The organism is Promicromonospora sp. NPDC057138 (assembly GCF_042670845.1).
Classification (GTDB): domain Bacteria; phylum Actinomycetota; class Actinomycetes; order Actinomycetales; family Cellulomonadaceae; genus Promicromonospora.
The window spans coordinates 27,218-42,534 of the sequence record NZ_JBHUUX010000035.1; the positions used below are offsets into that span (position 1 = coordinate 27,218).

Annotated in this window: 14 protein-coding genes and 1 pseudogene; 3 read left to right on the plus strand and 12 right to left on the minus strand. The window is 71.0% G+C overall.

What is annotated here, in order from left to right; all coding sequences use genetic code 11:
• The first annotated feature begins 86 nt into the window (after positions 1-86).
• A complete protein-coding gene (locus ACFT2C_RS18310; RefSeq protein WP_377208501.1) occupies positions 87-794 on the plus strand; it encodes a type II CAAX prenyl endopeptidase Rce1 family protein in 708 nt (235 codons plus the stop codon).
• 50 nt (positions 795-844) lie between these two features.
• On the opposite strand, the gene ACFT2C_RS18315 is transcribed toward ACFT2C_RS18310, so the two are convergent.
• Positions 845-2,455: an HNH endonuclease gene (locus ACFT2C_RS18315; RefSeq protein WP_377208524.1), complete on the minus strand. Its 1,611-nt coding sequence runs from the start codon at positions 2,453-2,455 to the stop codon at positions 845-847.
• A 270-nt stretch (positions 2,456-2,725) separates the two neighbouring features.
• Positions 2,726-3,310: an AAA family ATPase gene (locus ACFT2C_RS18320; RefSeq protein WP_377208502.1), complete on the minus strand. Its 585-nt coding sequence runs from the start codon at positions 3,308-3,310 to the stop codon at positions 2,726-2,728.
• 125 nt (positions 3,311-3,435) lie between these two features.
• On the opposite strand from ACFT2C_RS18320, the gene ACFT2C_RS18325 reads away from it, so the two are divergent.
• Positions 3,436-4,002: a GNAT family N-acetyltransferase gene (locus ACFT2C_RS18325; protein WP_377208503.1), complete on the plus strand. Its 567-nt coding sequence runs from the start codon at positions 3,436-3,438 to the stop codon at positions 4,000-4,002.
• 170 nt (positions 4,003-4,172) lie between these two features.
• Here ACFT2C_RS18325 and ACFT2C_RS18330 read toward each other — a convergent pair whose 3' ends face one another.
• The 3 genes and pseudogenes from ACFT2C_RS18330 to ACFT2C_RS18340 all read right to left on the minus strand — a co-directional run.
• On the minus strand, positions 4,173-5,435 hold the full coding sequence (locus tag ACFT2C_RS18330; protein WP_377208504.1) for a ribokinase: 1,263 nt from the start codon (positions 5,433-5,435) through the stop codon (positions 4,173-4,175).
• 191 nt (positions 5,436-5,626) lie between these two features.
• Positions 5,627-6,388 (minus strand): class I SAM-dependent methyltransferase, encoded by a 762-nt coding sequence (locus tag ACFT2C_RS18335; RefSeq protein WP_377208505.1) that lies wholly within the window; start codon positions 6,386-6,388, stop codon positions 5,627-5,629.
• A 242-nt stretch (positions 6,389-6,630) separates the two neighbouring features.
• Positions 6,631-7,293, minus strand: a pseudogene (locus ACFT2C_RS18340) (NADPH-dependent F420 reductase); the annotation flags it as partial.
• Positions 7,294-7,356: 63 nt separating this feature from the next.
• On the opposite strand from ACFT2C_RS18340, the gene ACFT2C_RS18345 reads away from it, so the two are divergent.
• Entirely contained in the window at positions 7,357-7,974 is a 618-nt protein-coding gene (locus ACFT2C_RS18345) for a TetR/AcrR family transcriptional regulator (protein WP_377208506.1), read from the plus strand.
• Positions 7,975-8,004: 30 nt separating this feature from the next.
• Here the strand turns inward: ACFT2C_RS18345 and ACFT2C_RS18350 are convergent, their stop codons facing one another.
• From ACFT2C_RS18350 to ACFT2C_RS18380, 7 genes are all read right to left on the minus strand, one after another.
• Positions 8,005-9,126 (minus strand): Gfo/Idh/MocA family protein, encoded by a 1,122-nt coding sequence (locus ACFT2C_RS18350; RefSeq protein ID WP_377208507.1) that lies wholly within the window; start codon positions 9,124-9,126, stop codon positions 8,005-8,007.
• Positions 9,123-9,860 carry a sugar phosphate isomerase/epimerase family protein gene (locus ACFT2C_RS18355; RefSeq protein ID WP_377208508.1) on the minus strand — a complete coding sequence of 246 codons (738 nt, stop codon included), beginning with the start codon at positions 9,858-9,860 and terminating at the stop codon, positions 9,123-9,125. The genes ACFT2C_RS18350 and ACFT2C_RS18355 overlap by 4 nt, the downstream gene beginning before the upstream one ends.
• Positions 9,861-9,960: 100 nt before the next feature.
• Complete coding sequence (locus ACFT2C_RS18360; RefSeq protein ID WP_377208509.1) at positions 9,961-11,172, minus strand: ADP-dependent glucokinase/phosphofructokinase; 1,212 nt, start codon at positions 11,170-11,172, stop codon at positions 9,961-9,963.
• Between the two features lie 7 nt (positions 11,173-11,179).
• Complete coding sequence (locus tag ACFT2C_RS18365) at positions 11,180-12,043, minus strand: ketose-bisphosphate aldolase (RefSeq protein ID WP_377208510.1); 864 nt, start codon at positions 12,041-12,043, stop codon at positions 11,180-11,182.
• Between the two features lie 42 nt (positions 12,044-12,085).
• Positions 12,086-12,979 (minus strand): carbohydrate ABC transporter permease, encoded by an 894-nt coding sequence (locus ACFT2C_RS18370; protein ID WP_377208511.1) that lies wholly within the window; start codon positions 12,977-12,979, stop codon positions 12,086-12,088.
• A gap of 2 nt (positions 12,980-12,981) precedes the next feature.
• On the minus strand, positions 12,982-13,902 hold the full coding sequence (locus ACFT2C_RS18375) for a carbohydrate ABC transporter permease (protein WP_377208512.1): 921 nt from the start codon (positions 13,900-13,902) through the stop codon (positions 12,982-12,984).
• Positions 13,903-13,973: 71 nt separating this feature from the next.
• Positions 13,974-15,266: an ABC transporter substrate-binding protein gene (locus ACFT2C_RS18380; RefSeq protein WP_377208513.1), complete on the minus strand. Its 1,293-nt coding sequence runs from the start codon at positions 15,264-15,266 to the stop codon at positions 13,974-13,976.
• Between the last annotated feature and the right edge of the window lie 51 nt (positions 15,267-15,317).

Consider the following 15,317-nt stretch of genomic DNA (forward strand, 5'->3'; position numbering starts at 1 on the left):
TCCTTGCGCCGAAGAGGCGCCCTGCCGCTCCGTGCTCGTGCCGTAGCGCTTGACCATGTGCCAGGAACATGGTTTGGACTGCTGTCATGGAACACGTGACAGACGTCGGTCCGAAGACCGCCCAGCCTGTACGGCCAGGCTGGCCCGAGATGCTGGTCGGAATCATCGCAATGGCGGCGGTCGGGTTCGGGCTCCCGATCGCCGTCTCGGGTCAGTTCGACCTGACCAGCCCCTTGGGTGGTGCCCTCCTGGCGTGCCTCTCGGGTGTCGCAGGGCTCGCCGGATTCGTTGCCGCCGCAGCGCTACGACGGCGCTCGTGGCAGTCGTTCGGCATCCGCCGGACCACTACCCGCTGGCTGTGGCTGGGCGTCGCGGGCGGGGTCGTCGCTCTGCTGGCCAAGGGCCTGCTGACGCCGCTGTTCGTGGCGCTGACCGATGCCCCGACCGACACCCAGGCCGGCTACGCGGCAGGGGCGAGCAGCGGGCCGTGGCTTCTGGTGCTCACAGCGATCGGGCTGGTGGTGCTGACGCCGATCGGCGAGGAGTTCCTCTTCCGCGGCGTCGTGACCACAGGGCTGCTCAGGTACGGGCCGGTGATCGCGACGCTGGGCAGCTCTGTGATCTTCGCGCTCCTCCACGGGATCAACGTCGTGCTGCCCGCGGCCCTGATCGTCGGCATCATCACCGCCGAGCTGCGCCGACGCAGCGATTCGGTGTGGCCGGGCGTGGTGGTGCACGCCTTCAACAACTCGATCACGGTGATCGCGTACGCGCTGGTGCCGGGCATCGTGTAGCCGGGCATGCTGATGGCCGCCGCGAGGGTCGGCTCGCGGCGGTCGCCGGGTCAGCGGGTATGTGCTCCGGGTGGATGGGCCCAGGAGAGGTCGGCCGGGCGGGTGTGCCGGGGTGGCCGGCGTCCGGGGCCGGTGTTCCGGGGTGGCCGGTAGGCGATCGCGCCCCGGTCACGGCCGGTGTGGCAGCCGATCGAGTACCGGCTGCGGGGGATGCGTCCGGGCGGTGGGCCGGACACACCGACGGCCGGGGTCCAGGCCGGCGCGGGCTGCCCGGCACCATCTGGGACCTCGTCCCTCACCGGGTCCGGCTCCCTCACCGGAACCGGTTCACTGACCAGGTCCGGTCCCCGCACCAGACCGGATGACTGGGATCCGGTCGACGCGTAGACGCCCGCGGTCGGCGTGACCGGCACCGGTGGTGTGGGCGCGACGGACACCGACGTGTGCCCCGTGGGCATGGTCGTCTCCACCGCGTGCCGGCCATCGACCTCGGCGACCTTCTGCGACCACCCCGGTGCCTGCTTCGCGTGATTACACCTGACACACAGCCCTTGCCCGTTGACCAGGCTGGTCGCACCACCCTCAGCGTGCGGGACCACATGGTCGAGGTGGCGGATCGGGGCGTCGCACCACGACGTGCCGCAGATGCCCTGCCCCCTCGCCCGCAACAGCTGCGCCAGGCCCTGGGGGTGGAACCGGGACGTCGACGTCGTCGCCAACAGGCGACCACGCGGGTCGACGTAGATCGCACGGAGCCACGCGGCGTCGGCGTCGAGCCCGTGCGCGACCAGGTTCCGTACCAACGGCCCCGGAACCGTCCCTGCACCGGCAGCGGCGCCCTCGAGCACGACAGCGGGCTGGTCACCACCAGCGAGCAGCGTCTGGTCCGAGACCAGCAGGTTGATCGTCACCGGGACATCGTCGGCGTGGCCGGGGTCCCTGCCCGTGACCCGCTCGATCAAGGTGTCGGCCATGATCTGCCCGGCACCCCGCTCGTCACCCGCGGCCTTCGTGGCGTCGGCGTGCGCCTTCAGCTGGGCGTAGGCCTGCACGCCCTGCCGCATCGGGACCAGCGCAGTCAGGTACACCATCAGGTCCGGAGCCGGACGCACCGAGACACACCGCTCCGACACCGCCTTTGCGTTCCGCTTCACACACGCATGCACATCCAACTGCGCGGCGAGCTCCTTGACCCGCGCGACCAACCGCTTGGTCCCCATCCGAACCAACGCCGCTCGCCCGGCCGGCCCGCAGATCTCCTCATCGATCCGGGCCCGATCCTCCGCCGAGAGGTGCGACGTCTCGCGCACCATCAGCGTCGCCCGCCACGCCGAGAGCACCCCGGTGCGCAGGGCGTCGAAGGTGTGTGGCATCCCGGTGACCCATACCCGGGCCGTGCCCAGGAACACCGCCCCCGCATGCGGGCTGGCCTGCATCGCGGAACCGACTTGACTCGGCACACCACGACCCCGCCGCTCAGCCCGAATACTCTGCCGGGCCTCGTCCGCCTTCGTGGCCTCCTCCAACGCCACGACAAGCCGGCCCTGGGTCGCGGTCACGGTGTTCTTCACCGCCTCCAGCTCACCCAACAGATCCACCCACTCCGACTGCACCTGCCTCGACACCGACGACGCAGTGTCAGAAGCACCCGGCAAGATCATGGCCGCCAGCAGCTCACGCATCACCCGAACACCGGCCGCGTCGGTGGTCACGCCGTCGAACGGCACGGACGGGGCAGGCCCGTCGGCCGTTCGGGGTGGTGTCTCACCGGTTCGCGTCATGACACCAACCTATCGCACACACGTTCGCATCGCCCGCGAGAACGGCCTCATCTGCCAGGAGCAGAACCCGCGGCAAGCGCCGGCGATGCGACCGACTAACCAACCAACCAGTTCAACCGACAGGCACACGGCCCCCGCGCCGACGTCGGCCTACAACCGCAGCGCCTCCTCTGGCACCACGGCCCGCCGCGCGGCCTCGGCCACGATCAGGTCGGCGGTCTCCTCGGGCGTCTGGTCCCCGGAGTCGAGCCACCATCCGACGGCGCCCAGCTCCCGCCGCTGGTTCCGCGCCAAGGGAGCGAAGTCGTAGTCCACCTGGGTCTCGGGCGCCCGCGTCGCATTCCGCTGCCGCGCGACCTCCAAGGGCGGGCACAGCATGACCAGCATCAGCGGCCGCGCCCGCAACCGCCCGGCGATGAAGCGCAGCTCATCCCGCGTCTCGACGACGGAGTCCGCGACCGGCGTGAACCCGGCCTCGGCGAAGTTGTCCGCCACCGAGCACAGGTTCACCATCCGGAGCCGCAGCTGATGCTGCCCGTCGGGTCCGGGATTCCAGCGCCCGTCCTCGTCGAGCATGTTCGCCCCGCCGCTGACGAGCATGATCCCGAACACGTCCCCGTCGACCTGCGCGGCCCGCGGCAGCCGCTCGGCCACCAGTCGCGACACCGTCGTCTTCCCAGCGCCGGGCGTGCCCGTGATCAGCAGACAGCCGGCCAGCGTTTCCCGAACAGTCACCCTGCCACCCTCGCATCAGGCGGCAAGCCTTTAACCGGGACGCGAAGCCCCCATAGTTCCGGACGTGGATCGTCCGGAACGGGTTCTACGGTGGAGTCGCAGAACCGATCGCGGAGGAGAACCCGATGTCGTACACCAGCCGACCGCTCGACGCCTCGACGTGGGACGCCTTCGCCGAGCTGATGGAACGCAACAACGGCGTCTTCGGCGGATGCTGGTGCATCGGCTTCCATCCCGAGGGCGGTCAGCGCGGGCTGGACCATCGTGCCGCGAAGGAGGACCGCGTACGAACGGGCCGAGCCCATGCCGCCCTGGTCTTCGACGACGACGGCGAGGCACAGGGCTGGTGCCAGTACGGCAGCCCGGCCGAGCTCACGCGCATCAAGCACCGGGTCCAGTACGCGAAGGACGCGCCGCCCGTGCCGGACTGGCGCATCACGTGCTTCTACGTCGATACCAAGCACCGCGGCCAGGGCATCGCACGGGTCGGCCTCGAGGGAGCGCTCGACCAGATCGCCCGGGCTGGCGGCGGCCTCGTCGAGGCGATCCCCGAGGTGACGACCGGCCGCACGGCACACGGACGATTCCTGTACAGCGCGACCGTCGAGCTCTTCGAGCAGCTCGGCTTCAGCCGCGTCCGCCAGGTCGGCAAGCACGCATGGATCGTCGGCCGGACCGTGGACCCGGCCTGACCAGCTCACCCGCCCGCGAGCTCCAGCACCCATCGCGCTCCACCATCGCGACGTCGAGGAACGTCCCGTCCTGCAACGCGACGCCACGCTCACCTGGGCGGTCAGCGGCCCGACGGCGACCTCGGTCGGCCGGTCGATCGGCCGCGGGACGAGGGGGTCGAACGTGGAGCTCATGGTGCCTCTCTCGAGTTCTCGACCGGTAGCGTCCGGGCCAGCGCGGCGACGGCGGAGGCAGCCGGCACGGCGTCCTGCGCGCCCGGCCGGGTGACGGCGAGCGCACCGGCAGCCCCGGCCAGGCGGGCGGCGTCGGCGAGGCCGGTGCCGCGGGCGAGTGCCGCCACGAGTACGCCGCAGTACGTGTCGCCGGCGCCTGTGGTGTCGACCACCGTGACCTGCGCCGCGGGCACGCGGACGGCCGGCACGTCGCGCCGGACCACGAGGCTCCCCCTGCCGCCGAGAGTGACGACGACGGCGGGCACGTGCCCGAGCAGCGCGTCGGCGAGCCCCTCGGGCGTCACGGTGCCAGCGGCAGCAACGGCCAGGATGGGCCAGCCCGCTCCCGGTGTAAGCACGCGAGCCAGGCCCGTGACCAGGTCGGCGGCCTCGTGCTCGTTGACCACGAGCACGTCGACCTGGTCCCACAGCTCGTCGGGCAGCTCACGCGACGGCGCCGCGTTGAGCACGAACAGCGCACCCTCCCGGCGCGCCCGGGCGGCCGCGAGCACGGTGTCGAGCGGGATCTCGAGCTGCGCCAGGACGACGTCGGCTGCGGCGATCCGCTCCGCCTGCGCCGCGCCGACGCGCACGTGCGAGTTGGCGCCGGGCGCCACGACTATCGTGTTCTCGCCGTCGGGCGAGACGGTGATCAGCGCGGTGCCGGTCGGCACGTCCACCCGTTCGACGGTGTCGGTCCGCACGCCCGCCCCGGTGAGGGACGCGAGCAGCAGCCCGCCCGACTCGTCGCGGCCGAGCGCCCCGACGAACGTGGTGTCGGCTCCCCCGGCACGCGCCGCGGCGACCGCCTGGTTGGCGCCCTTGCCGCCCGGCGTGCGGCGCAGGTCGCCGCCGAGGATCGTCTCGCCGCCCGCGGGGTGCCGGGGCACGTCGACGACCAGGTCGACGTTCGCCGACCCGACGACCACGACCCGGCCGGCGCTCACTCCGGCCGGCTCCGCGAGCGCGACGGTGCGCGCCGCGAGGTCCGCGATGTGCTGCTCGCCGCCCGGCAGCGACGTCGCGATCCGCCCGTCCAACGGAGCGGTCCACCGCTCGCCGATGTCACCGGGGCGCAGGGCCCCCACGATGCCGCGCACGCGGCCCCCGTGCCGATCAGCGGTCTGCGCTGGTGCCCAGCCCTCGGTGGTGCCCCGGAGGGCGTCGCCCGCGGCGGCACCGGTGATCACGGCCACCGACCGGTCCTCCAACCAGCTCACGGCACACTCCTTAGTCGTTCCCTCAGTACACGTCGTTCTTCAGCCCGCGGCTTACTGCGTGACCTCAGTCCAGCCCGTGGTGAGCTGGTCCGCCAGCTCCGTCTCGCCGGTCGTACGTCAGGCGGTCGGCAAGACGTCAGGTCGTCGGTAGTTCGAGTTGCCGATGACCTGACGGATTGCCGACCGCGGGATCAGCGCTCCGGACGGCGCGCCACAGCCCAGCGGAAGGCGTTGATGAGCCGGTAGCTGCCGTCCGGCCGCCGGAACGGCGCGGCGGCGTCGACCACGACGGGCGCGAGGTCCGCGATCGTCGATTCCTCCTCGCCGAAGAGGATCCCGCGCACCAGATCGGTGTCGCCGCGCGCTGTCCACGCCACGGGCACGACGCCGCCGTCGAGCACGTCCCAGCCGGCGCCGCCCAGCGCGTCGGCGAGCCCGCCCTCGACGCGCAGAGGGCCGTCCTCGGGCGGCTCCTCGCCGTCGGCGGCCGCGAGCGCGGCGTTGATCGCGTCCAGGTCGTTCCGCGCGCGTTCGGCCCACCCCGCCAGGCCGACGACGCCGCCCGGCACCAGCACGCGGGCGGCCTCGGCCAGCGCGGCGTCGTGGTCCTCGGCGAACTGGAGCGCGTTCACGGCGAGCAGCGCGTCGAACGCGCCTTCGTCGAACGGGAGGTGCTCGACGTCGCCGAGCCGCACGTCCGCGCCGACAGCGCGCGCCCGCGCGAGCTCGGCCATCCGCGGCGCCGGGTCGACGCCGCTCGGCACGGCGCCGCGCTCCTGGAGGTGTTCCAGCAGCTCGCCGGTGCCGCAACCGACGTCGAGCACCCGGGTACCGCGCCCGATCCGGGCGGTCCGCAGCAGCGGCTCCCACACGGGCCGCGCGAACGCACCCCAGTACCGGCCCCAGTCGTCGGCGACGGCGGACCAGGGGTCGTCCGGGCTGGGCGTCGGCATGCGCCGAGATTATCGGAACGGCGCGCCGGGTTCGGCAGGACCTGCGCCAGGCGTTCGGGGCGTGAGTCCCGTCCGGCGATTCGCCCGACGGCGGCCTGCCGAGTTCGGTCGGTTGCACGGAGGGCCTTGCGACTTCGGCCGGTTGCTCTGAGATCGGTCGTTTAATTGACCGATCTCAGAGCAACCGACCGAAGTCAGCAACACACTGCGGCAAAGGACCGAACTCGGTGACCGGGCAGCGATCAGTCGAGCACGCGCTGCGCCAGCGCCAGGTTCGCCTTCAGCTCCTCGGCGTTCTGGCGCGACACGTAGGCGGGCCGGTCGCGCTCGGCGCGCCAGGACTCGCTGAGCGGTCCGGCGTTGACGGTGTCGAAGCCCGCCTCGTCGTAGAACCGGGTGACGAGCTCGACGGCCTCCGGGTAGTCACTCGCGGTCACGAGGGCCCGGCGGTTCTCCGTCCCAGCCGGGGTGCCGTCGGTCGTGATGCTCGCGGCCATGATCTGGTTGAACGCCTTGACGACCTTCGAGGTGGGCAGGTGCTCCTGCAGCAGGCCGGAGACCGTCGCCTCGCCACGGTCGAGCGCCTCGACGCGGCCGTCGCGCTCCCAGTAGTAGTTGTTCGTGTCGAGCACGATCTTCCCCGCCAGGGGCTCGACCGGGAGGTCCCGGTAAGCCTTTAACGGTACCGACACGACGGCGACGTCGGCCGCCGCGGCAGCCTCCTCAGCCGTCGCGGCCCGGGCCTTCGGCCCCAGCTCCTCGACCAGGTCCGCGAGGGTCTCGGGACCGCGCGAGTTGGCGATCACCACCTCGTTGCCCTGCGCGATCGCCACGCGGGCGACCTGGCTGCCGATCTTTCCTGCTCCGATGATGCCGAATACGCTCATACGCTGGGCAACTCCAGCGGCCCGCGACGCATTCCGTCCGCGCGCGGGTCGTACGTCACAGGCGTTCGTACGATGGCCCCCATGGCGAACGGCGACGCGGGATCCCACGAGCGGTCCTACCGGAAGGGACCGGAGCGGCGCGCGCAGATCCTGCTGAGCGCCCTGGAGCTGTTCGCCGAACGCGGTGTGGGCGCTTCGCTGCGCGCGATCGGCGAGGCGATCGGCGTCTCGCACGCCGCGCTGCGCTACTACTTCGCGAACCGCGACGAGCTGCTCGTGGAGGTCTACCGCACGCACGAGGCGCAGGTGCACGAGGAGAAGGAGCGTTCCGCGGACGCCGAGGTCTCCGCGGTGGCGATGATGGAGGACAGCGCCGAGCGGAACCGCTCCATCCCCGGGCTGGTGGAGCTGTACGCGACGCTGACGACCGACGCGCTGCAGGGGCAGCAGCACCCGGGGACCCGCGAGTTCGTCCACGCCCGCTACCGGCGGGTGCGGGCGGACCTGGCCGAGCGGATCCGGGCCGGGCAGCGGTCTGGCGCGATCGCCGCCGACGTCGACCCGGACGACGCCGCAGCGCTCGTCGTCGCCGCGTCCGACGGGCTGCAGCTCCAGTGGCTGCTCGACCCCGACGCCGTCGACGTCCGCCGCTCGCTGGAGCTCCTGGAACGGCTCCTTCCCGGCGCCGACAGCCCGTAGGCGGCCGGCGCCGGGCTGGTGCCGGTAGCACTACCCCGTCGTCGCGACGGTGGGGTCCCAGCCGTCCGGCAGCGGCGCCACCGGCCCGACGGCGGAGTCGATCTCGACGGGCTTCCCGCCGTCCGCCGCGTCCCGGACGGCGAGCAGGATGTCCAGCACGTGCGCCGCGACCGCACCCGACGCGCGTTCGGTGCCGCCGTGCCGGACCGAGCGGACGAGGTCGACCACCCCGGCGCCGCGCCCGAGCGCCCGTCCGACGGCGGGGATCGTCGTCGGCTCGTCCGCCCCGTACCGCCACAGGGCCGAGTTGCCGTCGAACGTGTTCGGGTCGGGCAGGACGATCGTGCCCTCGGTGCCGTTGATCTCCACGAGCCCCATCCGGGGCAGCGCGTGCTGGAACGAGAACGTCGACTGCGCCGAGCGCCCGGGCCCGAACTCGATCAGCGCGGCGTGGTGCGTCGGCACCAGCACGTCGAACACCTCGCCGGCCCGGGGGCCGCTCCCGATGGTGCGGGTCGGGCTGGAGGTCGAGGCCACGGCCTGGACCCGCGTCGCGGACCCGAAGACGTGCACGAGCGTGGTCAGGTAGTAGGGCCCCATGTCGAACAGCGGTCCGGCGCCGACCGCGAACAGGAAGTCGGGGCTCGGGTGCCACGACTCCGGGCCCGGCACGTGGAACATGGTGGTCGCGGTCAGCGGTTCCCCGATGTCGCCGCGCGCGATCGCCCGCAGCGCCGTCTGGATGCCCGCGCCCAGCACCGTGTCGGGGGCGCACGCGACCCGCAGGCCGCGCGCCTCGGCGTCGGCCAGCAGGGCGGACGCCGCGTCCCGGTCGAGGGCGAGCGGCTTCTCGCTCCACACGTGCTTCCCGGCCGCGAGGACGCGGTGCCCGACGTCGGTGTGCACCGCCGGGACGGTGAGGTTCACGACCAACTCGATGTCGTCGCGGGCCAGCAGCTCGTCCACGCTGCCCGAGCCGGGCACGCCGTACGCCTCGGCCTGGGCGGCGGCGCGCGCCTGGTCGAGGTCCGCGACGAACCGAACCGCCACGTCGGGGAACCTGGTCAGGTTCTCCAGGTACGCGGTCGAGATGTTGCCCGCGCCGATGATGCCGACGCCGGCGGCGCCCGCGCGGGTCCCGGCACCGCTCATCGGTCGTACTCCGCCAGCCAGGCGAACGACTGCGCGATGCCCGCGAACACGTCTCCCGCGTAGGCGTCGAACTCGATCACGCGGGTCGCCTGCGGGGCGGCGGCCAGGATCGCGGGCACGCCCACGTCGCCCGAGCCGGCCGGCTGCTGCTTGATGACGTCGCCGTCCAGCGTGCCGTCCTTGACGTGGATGAGGCGCACGCGGTCGCCGAGCGCGGCGAGCAGCGCCGGGGTGTCGGCGCCGCCGACCCCGGCCCAGTAGGTGTCGATCTCCAGCACCACGTCGGACGCCAAGTGCCCCACGAAGACCTCCAGGGCGTGCCGCCCGTCGATGCGGGTGCTCAGCTCCCAGCTGTGGTTGTGGTACCCGAACTCGAGGCCCCGCTCGGTCGCCAGCGCCGCGAGCTGGTTCACCCGCTCGGCGAGCTCGGCCACCTGCTCGGCCGTCTGCCAGTGCTCGGCCGGGACGAACGGGTCGATCACGGTGGTCATCCCCAGCGCGGCGGCGGCGTCGAAGATCGCCTCGGGGTTGTCCGAGGCCAGGACGGGCGCGTGCCCGGACGGCGCCGTCAGGCCCACGGCCGCGAACGCGCGCCGGTACTCGTCGGTGCGTTCGTGAAAGGCATACGGCTCGACGTGCTCGAGCCCGATCTCGGCCAGGCGCGCCACCGCGGCGTCCAGGTCTTCGGCAACGGCGTCTCGGACCGAGTAGAGCTGTACGGATGTCGTCGGCATGGGAACCCCTTCGTTCGGTACGGCTGCGACGCGGCGCCCGCCCGGCTGCCACGTCGCAGCCGCGCCCCCAGCGCCGCACGACGATCGTACCCAGAAATTCTTACATTGGAAGATTCTCCGTCGTGATGGCCATGGCCAGGGCCGCGATGAAGCCGCCGACGAACGTGTCGCCGAGCCCGATGGTGGTCGGCTCCGGCGTCGTCAGGACGAGGGCGGGCCGGCAGGCGAGCCGGGCGCCGAACCGGCGCTCGAGCTCGCGCGCGAGGGCGACCCCTCGCTCGGGCGGATCCATGGCGGCGGTGCGGGCGTAGTCCTCGGCGGTCTGGCCGTCGCCCACGAGATAGCGCGTGCTCGCCATCAGGATGCCACCGCGGACCGCCTCGGCGAACTCCTGGGCGCGCTCGCCCAGGGCCAGCGCCCAGTGCTTCGTGTGGACGACGAGGCAGCGCGCCGGGATCAGTGCCGCGATGTCGTGCAGGGCCCGCTCGACGGCGTCCGCGTCCAGGAGATCGAACCGGCGGCCGAGGTAGGCGAACAGCTCGTCCTCGTTGAGCGAGTACACGCCGACGGCGGGGGCCATCGCCTCGCGAGCACGGAGGCTGAACGCCGGCTCGTGGTAGCCGGCGTCCTCGAAGATCGAGACCCCGCCGGCCGGGACGGAGCCGAGGAGCCGCTCGATGTGCCGCAGGCGGTCCTCGAGCAGGGCCGGGTCCTGGATCGTGTTGAACCCCGACACGAGGAACACCCGGGCGTCCGGCACTATCGCGTCGAGCTCGTCGCTCAGCACGAGCTCGCGGTTCGGCTTGTCGTTGACGTAGATCAGGCGGTTCGGGTGCTCGGTGACGATCTCGGCGTCGCCCACGCGGATCGTCGCGCCCGCCGGGTACTGCACGATCAGGTGCGGGTCGGTCGAGTCCGCGTCGGCGCTGGACACGTACGAGACGCCATCGGGCAGCAGCCGGCGCACGTGGTCGTCGATGCTGACCAGGTGGACGAGCGACTCGACGCCGAGCGAGCGCATGGCGATCGCCGCCCGCACGCACGTGCCGCCCAGGGTCACCCGGGTGTCGAACCGCGCGGCGAACGCGTCGAGGATCTCGGGGCTCGCGACGAAGCGCTCCCCGCCGACGCCGTCCCGCAGGTAGCCGAGGATCGAGACGACGAGGCTGCGCTCGTCGACCACGGGGATCGCGGCATCCAGCTCGGATGCCACGATCCCGTGGTGCGACGCGAGCGACCCCAGCACGCGGGCATCCCAGGCGAGCTCGTAGTCGACGGTCCCGCCGAGTCCCAGCACTATCGAGGCGCTCATGTACGGATCAGTAGAGCCCGGCCTTGCCCGCGGCGTCGAAGAGGTGGATCTTCTGGGCGGCTGTGGCCTTCAGGGCGGCGATCGGCTCGGGCTGGATCGCGTTGGGCTCGCGCAGCTTGCGGTCGGTGCCGAGCACCTCGCGCATGCGCTCGTGGTAGGCGACCTTGATGTCGCTCGAGATGTTGATCTTGTTGACGCCGAGCTTCACGGACTGGCCGATCTCCTCGTCCGGGTTCGACGAGCCGCCGTGCAGCACCAGCGGGATGCCGACGATTCCCTTGATCTCGCGCAGCAGGTCGAGCTTGAGCTCGGGGCTCTTCTCGGCCGGGTAGAGGCCGTGCGACGTCCCGATGGCGACGGCGAGGCTGTCGACTCCGGTCTCCCGCACGAAGCGCAGGGCGTCGGCGGGGTCGGTGTAGGTGATCTCGGCGGCGCCGGCCTCGCCGTAGCTGTCGTTGGCGCCGATCGTGCCGAGCTCGCCCTCGACCGAGACGCCCACGACGTGGGCGGCGTCGACCACCTTCTTGGTGAGCGCCACGTTCTCCTCGAACGGCAGCAGCGACGCGTCGATCATGACCGACGTGAAGCCGGCCTGGATCGCCACGAGCATCTGCTCGTACGTGCCGCCATGGTCCCAATGGATGACGACGGGCACCGGCGAACGGTGCGCACGCGAGCGGATGGCCTGGATCAGGTCGGTCGTCACGTGGCTCACCTCGTCGGGATGTATCGCGATGATGACGGGAGCCTGGAGCTCCTCGCTGACGTCCATGATTCCGGTGAACATCGCCCAGTCGCTGATGTTGAACGCGGGGACCGCGAAGCTGTTCGCGTTGGCGACATCGAGCAGGGCCTTGCCGTTGATGAGCACTCTCTGTTTCTCCGATGTGTGGGGGATGGGTCGGGAAGCCGGTCAGCTCTTGACTGATCCGGAGGTGAGGCCGCTGATGAAGTAGCGCTGGAAGAAGAGGAACAGGACCAGCACGGGGATCGACCCGAGGATGCTCATCGCCATGATCTCGTTCCACTCGTACGAGTGCTGGCCCATGAGGAGCTGGATGCCGATCGGGACCGTGCGCATGTCCTGCGTGCGGGTCAGCGTGAGCGCGAAGAGGTACTCGTTCCACGCGATCATGAACGTGTAGACGCCGACCGAGACGATCCCGGGCACCGAGACCGGCACGAGGACGCGCCAGAGGGCCGTCAACGATCCCGCGCCGTCCACGCGGACGGCCTCGTCGAGCTCTTTGGGGATCGTGTTGAGGTAGCCGGTCAGCATGATGATCGCGTACGGCAGCGTGAACACCATGTACGTGAGGATCAGGCCCGGGTAGGTGTTGTAGAGGCCGAGCCCGACGACGATGCCGAAGTACGGGATCAGCAGCGTGATGGGCGGCACCGCCTGCACGCTGACGATCACCATGTTGATCGGCTTCTTGCCGGGGAAGTCGAACCGGCTGAACGCGTAGGCCGCGTGGATCGCCACCAGCAGCGTGAGTGCGGTGACCGAGAACGACACCACGTAGCTGTTGATGAAGAAGCGCACCTTCTCGGGATCGCTGAAGATCGCGGTGTAGGCGTCGAACGAGAAGCTGCCGGTGATCAGCCGGGGCGGGAGCTCGAAGATCTCGGTGTTCGACTTGAACGAGCTCGCGAGCATCCACAGCACGGGTGCCGCGGCGAAGATCGCCCCGAGGACGAGGCCGATGATCACACCTACTCGCTGGCGCGACCGCCGGCGATCGAGCGCGGACCTGGGCCGGGGTACGGTGCGCACGGCCTCGGCCGTGGCGATGGTCTCTGCCATGGTCAGTCCTTCGCCCTCTGGTGGCGCACGTAGAAGTACGCCAGCACCATCGACATGATCAGCACCAGCACGGCGCTCGTGGAGGCGAGCGAGAACTCGTAGCGGCTGAACGCGAGCTTGTAGGTGTACGTGCTGAGCATCTCGGTCACGTTGACGGGTCCGCCGCCCGTCGTCATCCAGATCAGCGCGAACTGCTGCGAGGTCCAGATGAGATCGAGCAGCGTCAGGCTGATGATGATCGGCCGGAGCTGGGGAATCGTCACGCTCCAGAACCGCTGCCAGCCGTTGGCGCCGTCCACCGTCGCCGCCTCGTGCAGCTCGGCGGGGACGCCCTGCAGGCCCGCGAGGAGGCTCACCATGAAGAACGGGTAGCCGGCCCAGATGTTGATGAACGTGACGGTGCCGAGCGCGAGGGCCGGCGAGGCGAGCCACTCGACGTCGGTGTCCAGCAGGAAGTTGACGACGCCGTTGGGGGCCAGCAGCATGCGCCACAGCACCGCGATCACGGCCGCCGTGAACAGCCACGGCAGGATGTACAGGGCGCGGAAGACCGCGCGGGAGACGGTGCCGATGAGGGGGCTGTTGAGCAGCATCGCGAAGCACAGTCCGATGACGAGGTGCGCCAGGACGCTGCTGATCGTGAAGACGAGGGTGTTGCCGGTCGCGGTCAGGAACACGCCGTCGGTCAGGACCGTGACGAAGTTGTCGACGCCGACGAGCTCCGGGTTCTTGTTCAGGATCACGTTGTCCATGAACGAGTAGCCCACGACCAGCACGACCGGGACGACCATCAGCACGAACATCAGGACGAGGGTCGGTGCCAGGAAGCCGAACGGTTCGGCCACCTTGCGGAACTGCCTGCGCTTGCGCGCCGGCTGGGGGGTCGCTGCCGGCGGGGCGGGCGCGACTATCACATCGTGCATTGCTCGCTGCTCCTCCTCTGGGGTGCCGTGCCGCGGCCTGGACCGCGGCACGGCACTCGATCGCCGGGGACCTAGAACTCCGCTTGCCATGCGGCCTCGGTCTTGTCCAGCATCTCCTCCACCGTCTGTCCGCCGTCCAGGAGGACCTGGAGCTGCTCGCCGAAGAGGCGCATGAGCTGCTCGGCGACCGGCAGGCCCGTGAACTCGTTGGCCGGGTAGCCCGCCTGGTAGATCTCGAACGCCTTGGCGAAGAGCTCGTCGTCGGCCACGAAGTCCGGCGTCGAGGTCGTGTTGCCCGGGAAGGCGCCGGCGATCGAGGACAGCTTCGAGTTGGTCTTCTGGCTCATCAGGAACTCGACGAGCTTGAAGGCCTCCTCGGGGTGCTCCGAGCTCTCGGCGACGCCGATGCCCCAGGAGGCGTAGGGGATCCCGCGCTCGCCCTCGTAGCCGTCCTCGGCGGGAACCGCCGAGATCGAGAACTTGAGGTCGGGGTTGGTCTCGCGGATGAGGTTGATGTGCGCGAGCGAGTCGATCATCATGCCGACGCGGCCGTTCGTGAACTCCTCGACCTTGTCCTGCTCCTTCATCGTGAAGGAGCCGGGGGCGATGACGCCGTCGTCCCACATGCCCTGCACGTACTCGACCGCCGACTTGACGTCGTCGTTCGTCACGTCGGGCTGGCCGTCGGCGAGCATCGTGCCGCCGGAGGCCCAGGCCCACGACATGACGTCGTTCTGGACGCCGTTGGGCGCCTCGAGCGAGAGCGGCAGGATCCAGCCGCTCGTGTCGTCGCCGAGGGCGGTGACAGCCTTGGCGGCGTCGGCGAACTCCGTGCGGTTCGTGGGCGGCGCGTCGACGCCGGCGTCAGCCAGGAGGGTGTCGTTGGTGAACATGGGGTAGACGAAGTTGACGACGGGGACCATGTAGGTGGACCCGTCGACCTGGACCTGGCTGGCCAGCTCGCTGTCGTCGTAGCCCACCTCGTCCATGAGCGCGGTCAGGTCCGTGATGACGCCCTGCGACGCGAAGTCGCTGACCCAGGCCCCGTCGAGGCCGACGACGTCGGGCATGGTGCCCGAGGCGGCGCCCGCGAAGAGCTGCTCCTTGGTGGCGGCGTAGGGCCCGCTGATCAGCTCGACCTTGATGCCGGGGTTCTGCTCCTCGAACTCGTCCATCAGGGCCCGGAACTCGCCGTCCGGCAGCTCGGGCTCCCACCACTGGGCGAACTCGATGGTGACGTCGCCGCCCGAGTCGGCGCCGCTCGCGCCGGCGCCGCACCCGGCGGTGGCGAGCAGTCCGAGCGTGGCGGCGGTGACACCGGCGACCTGGACGATGCGCCGCCTGACTTGAGCTTCGTTGCTCATCTCACTCCTCATTCTGATCTCTGCTGTTCTGCGCTGTTCTTTGCGCGTTAC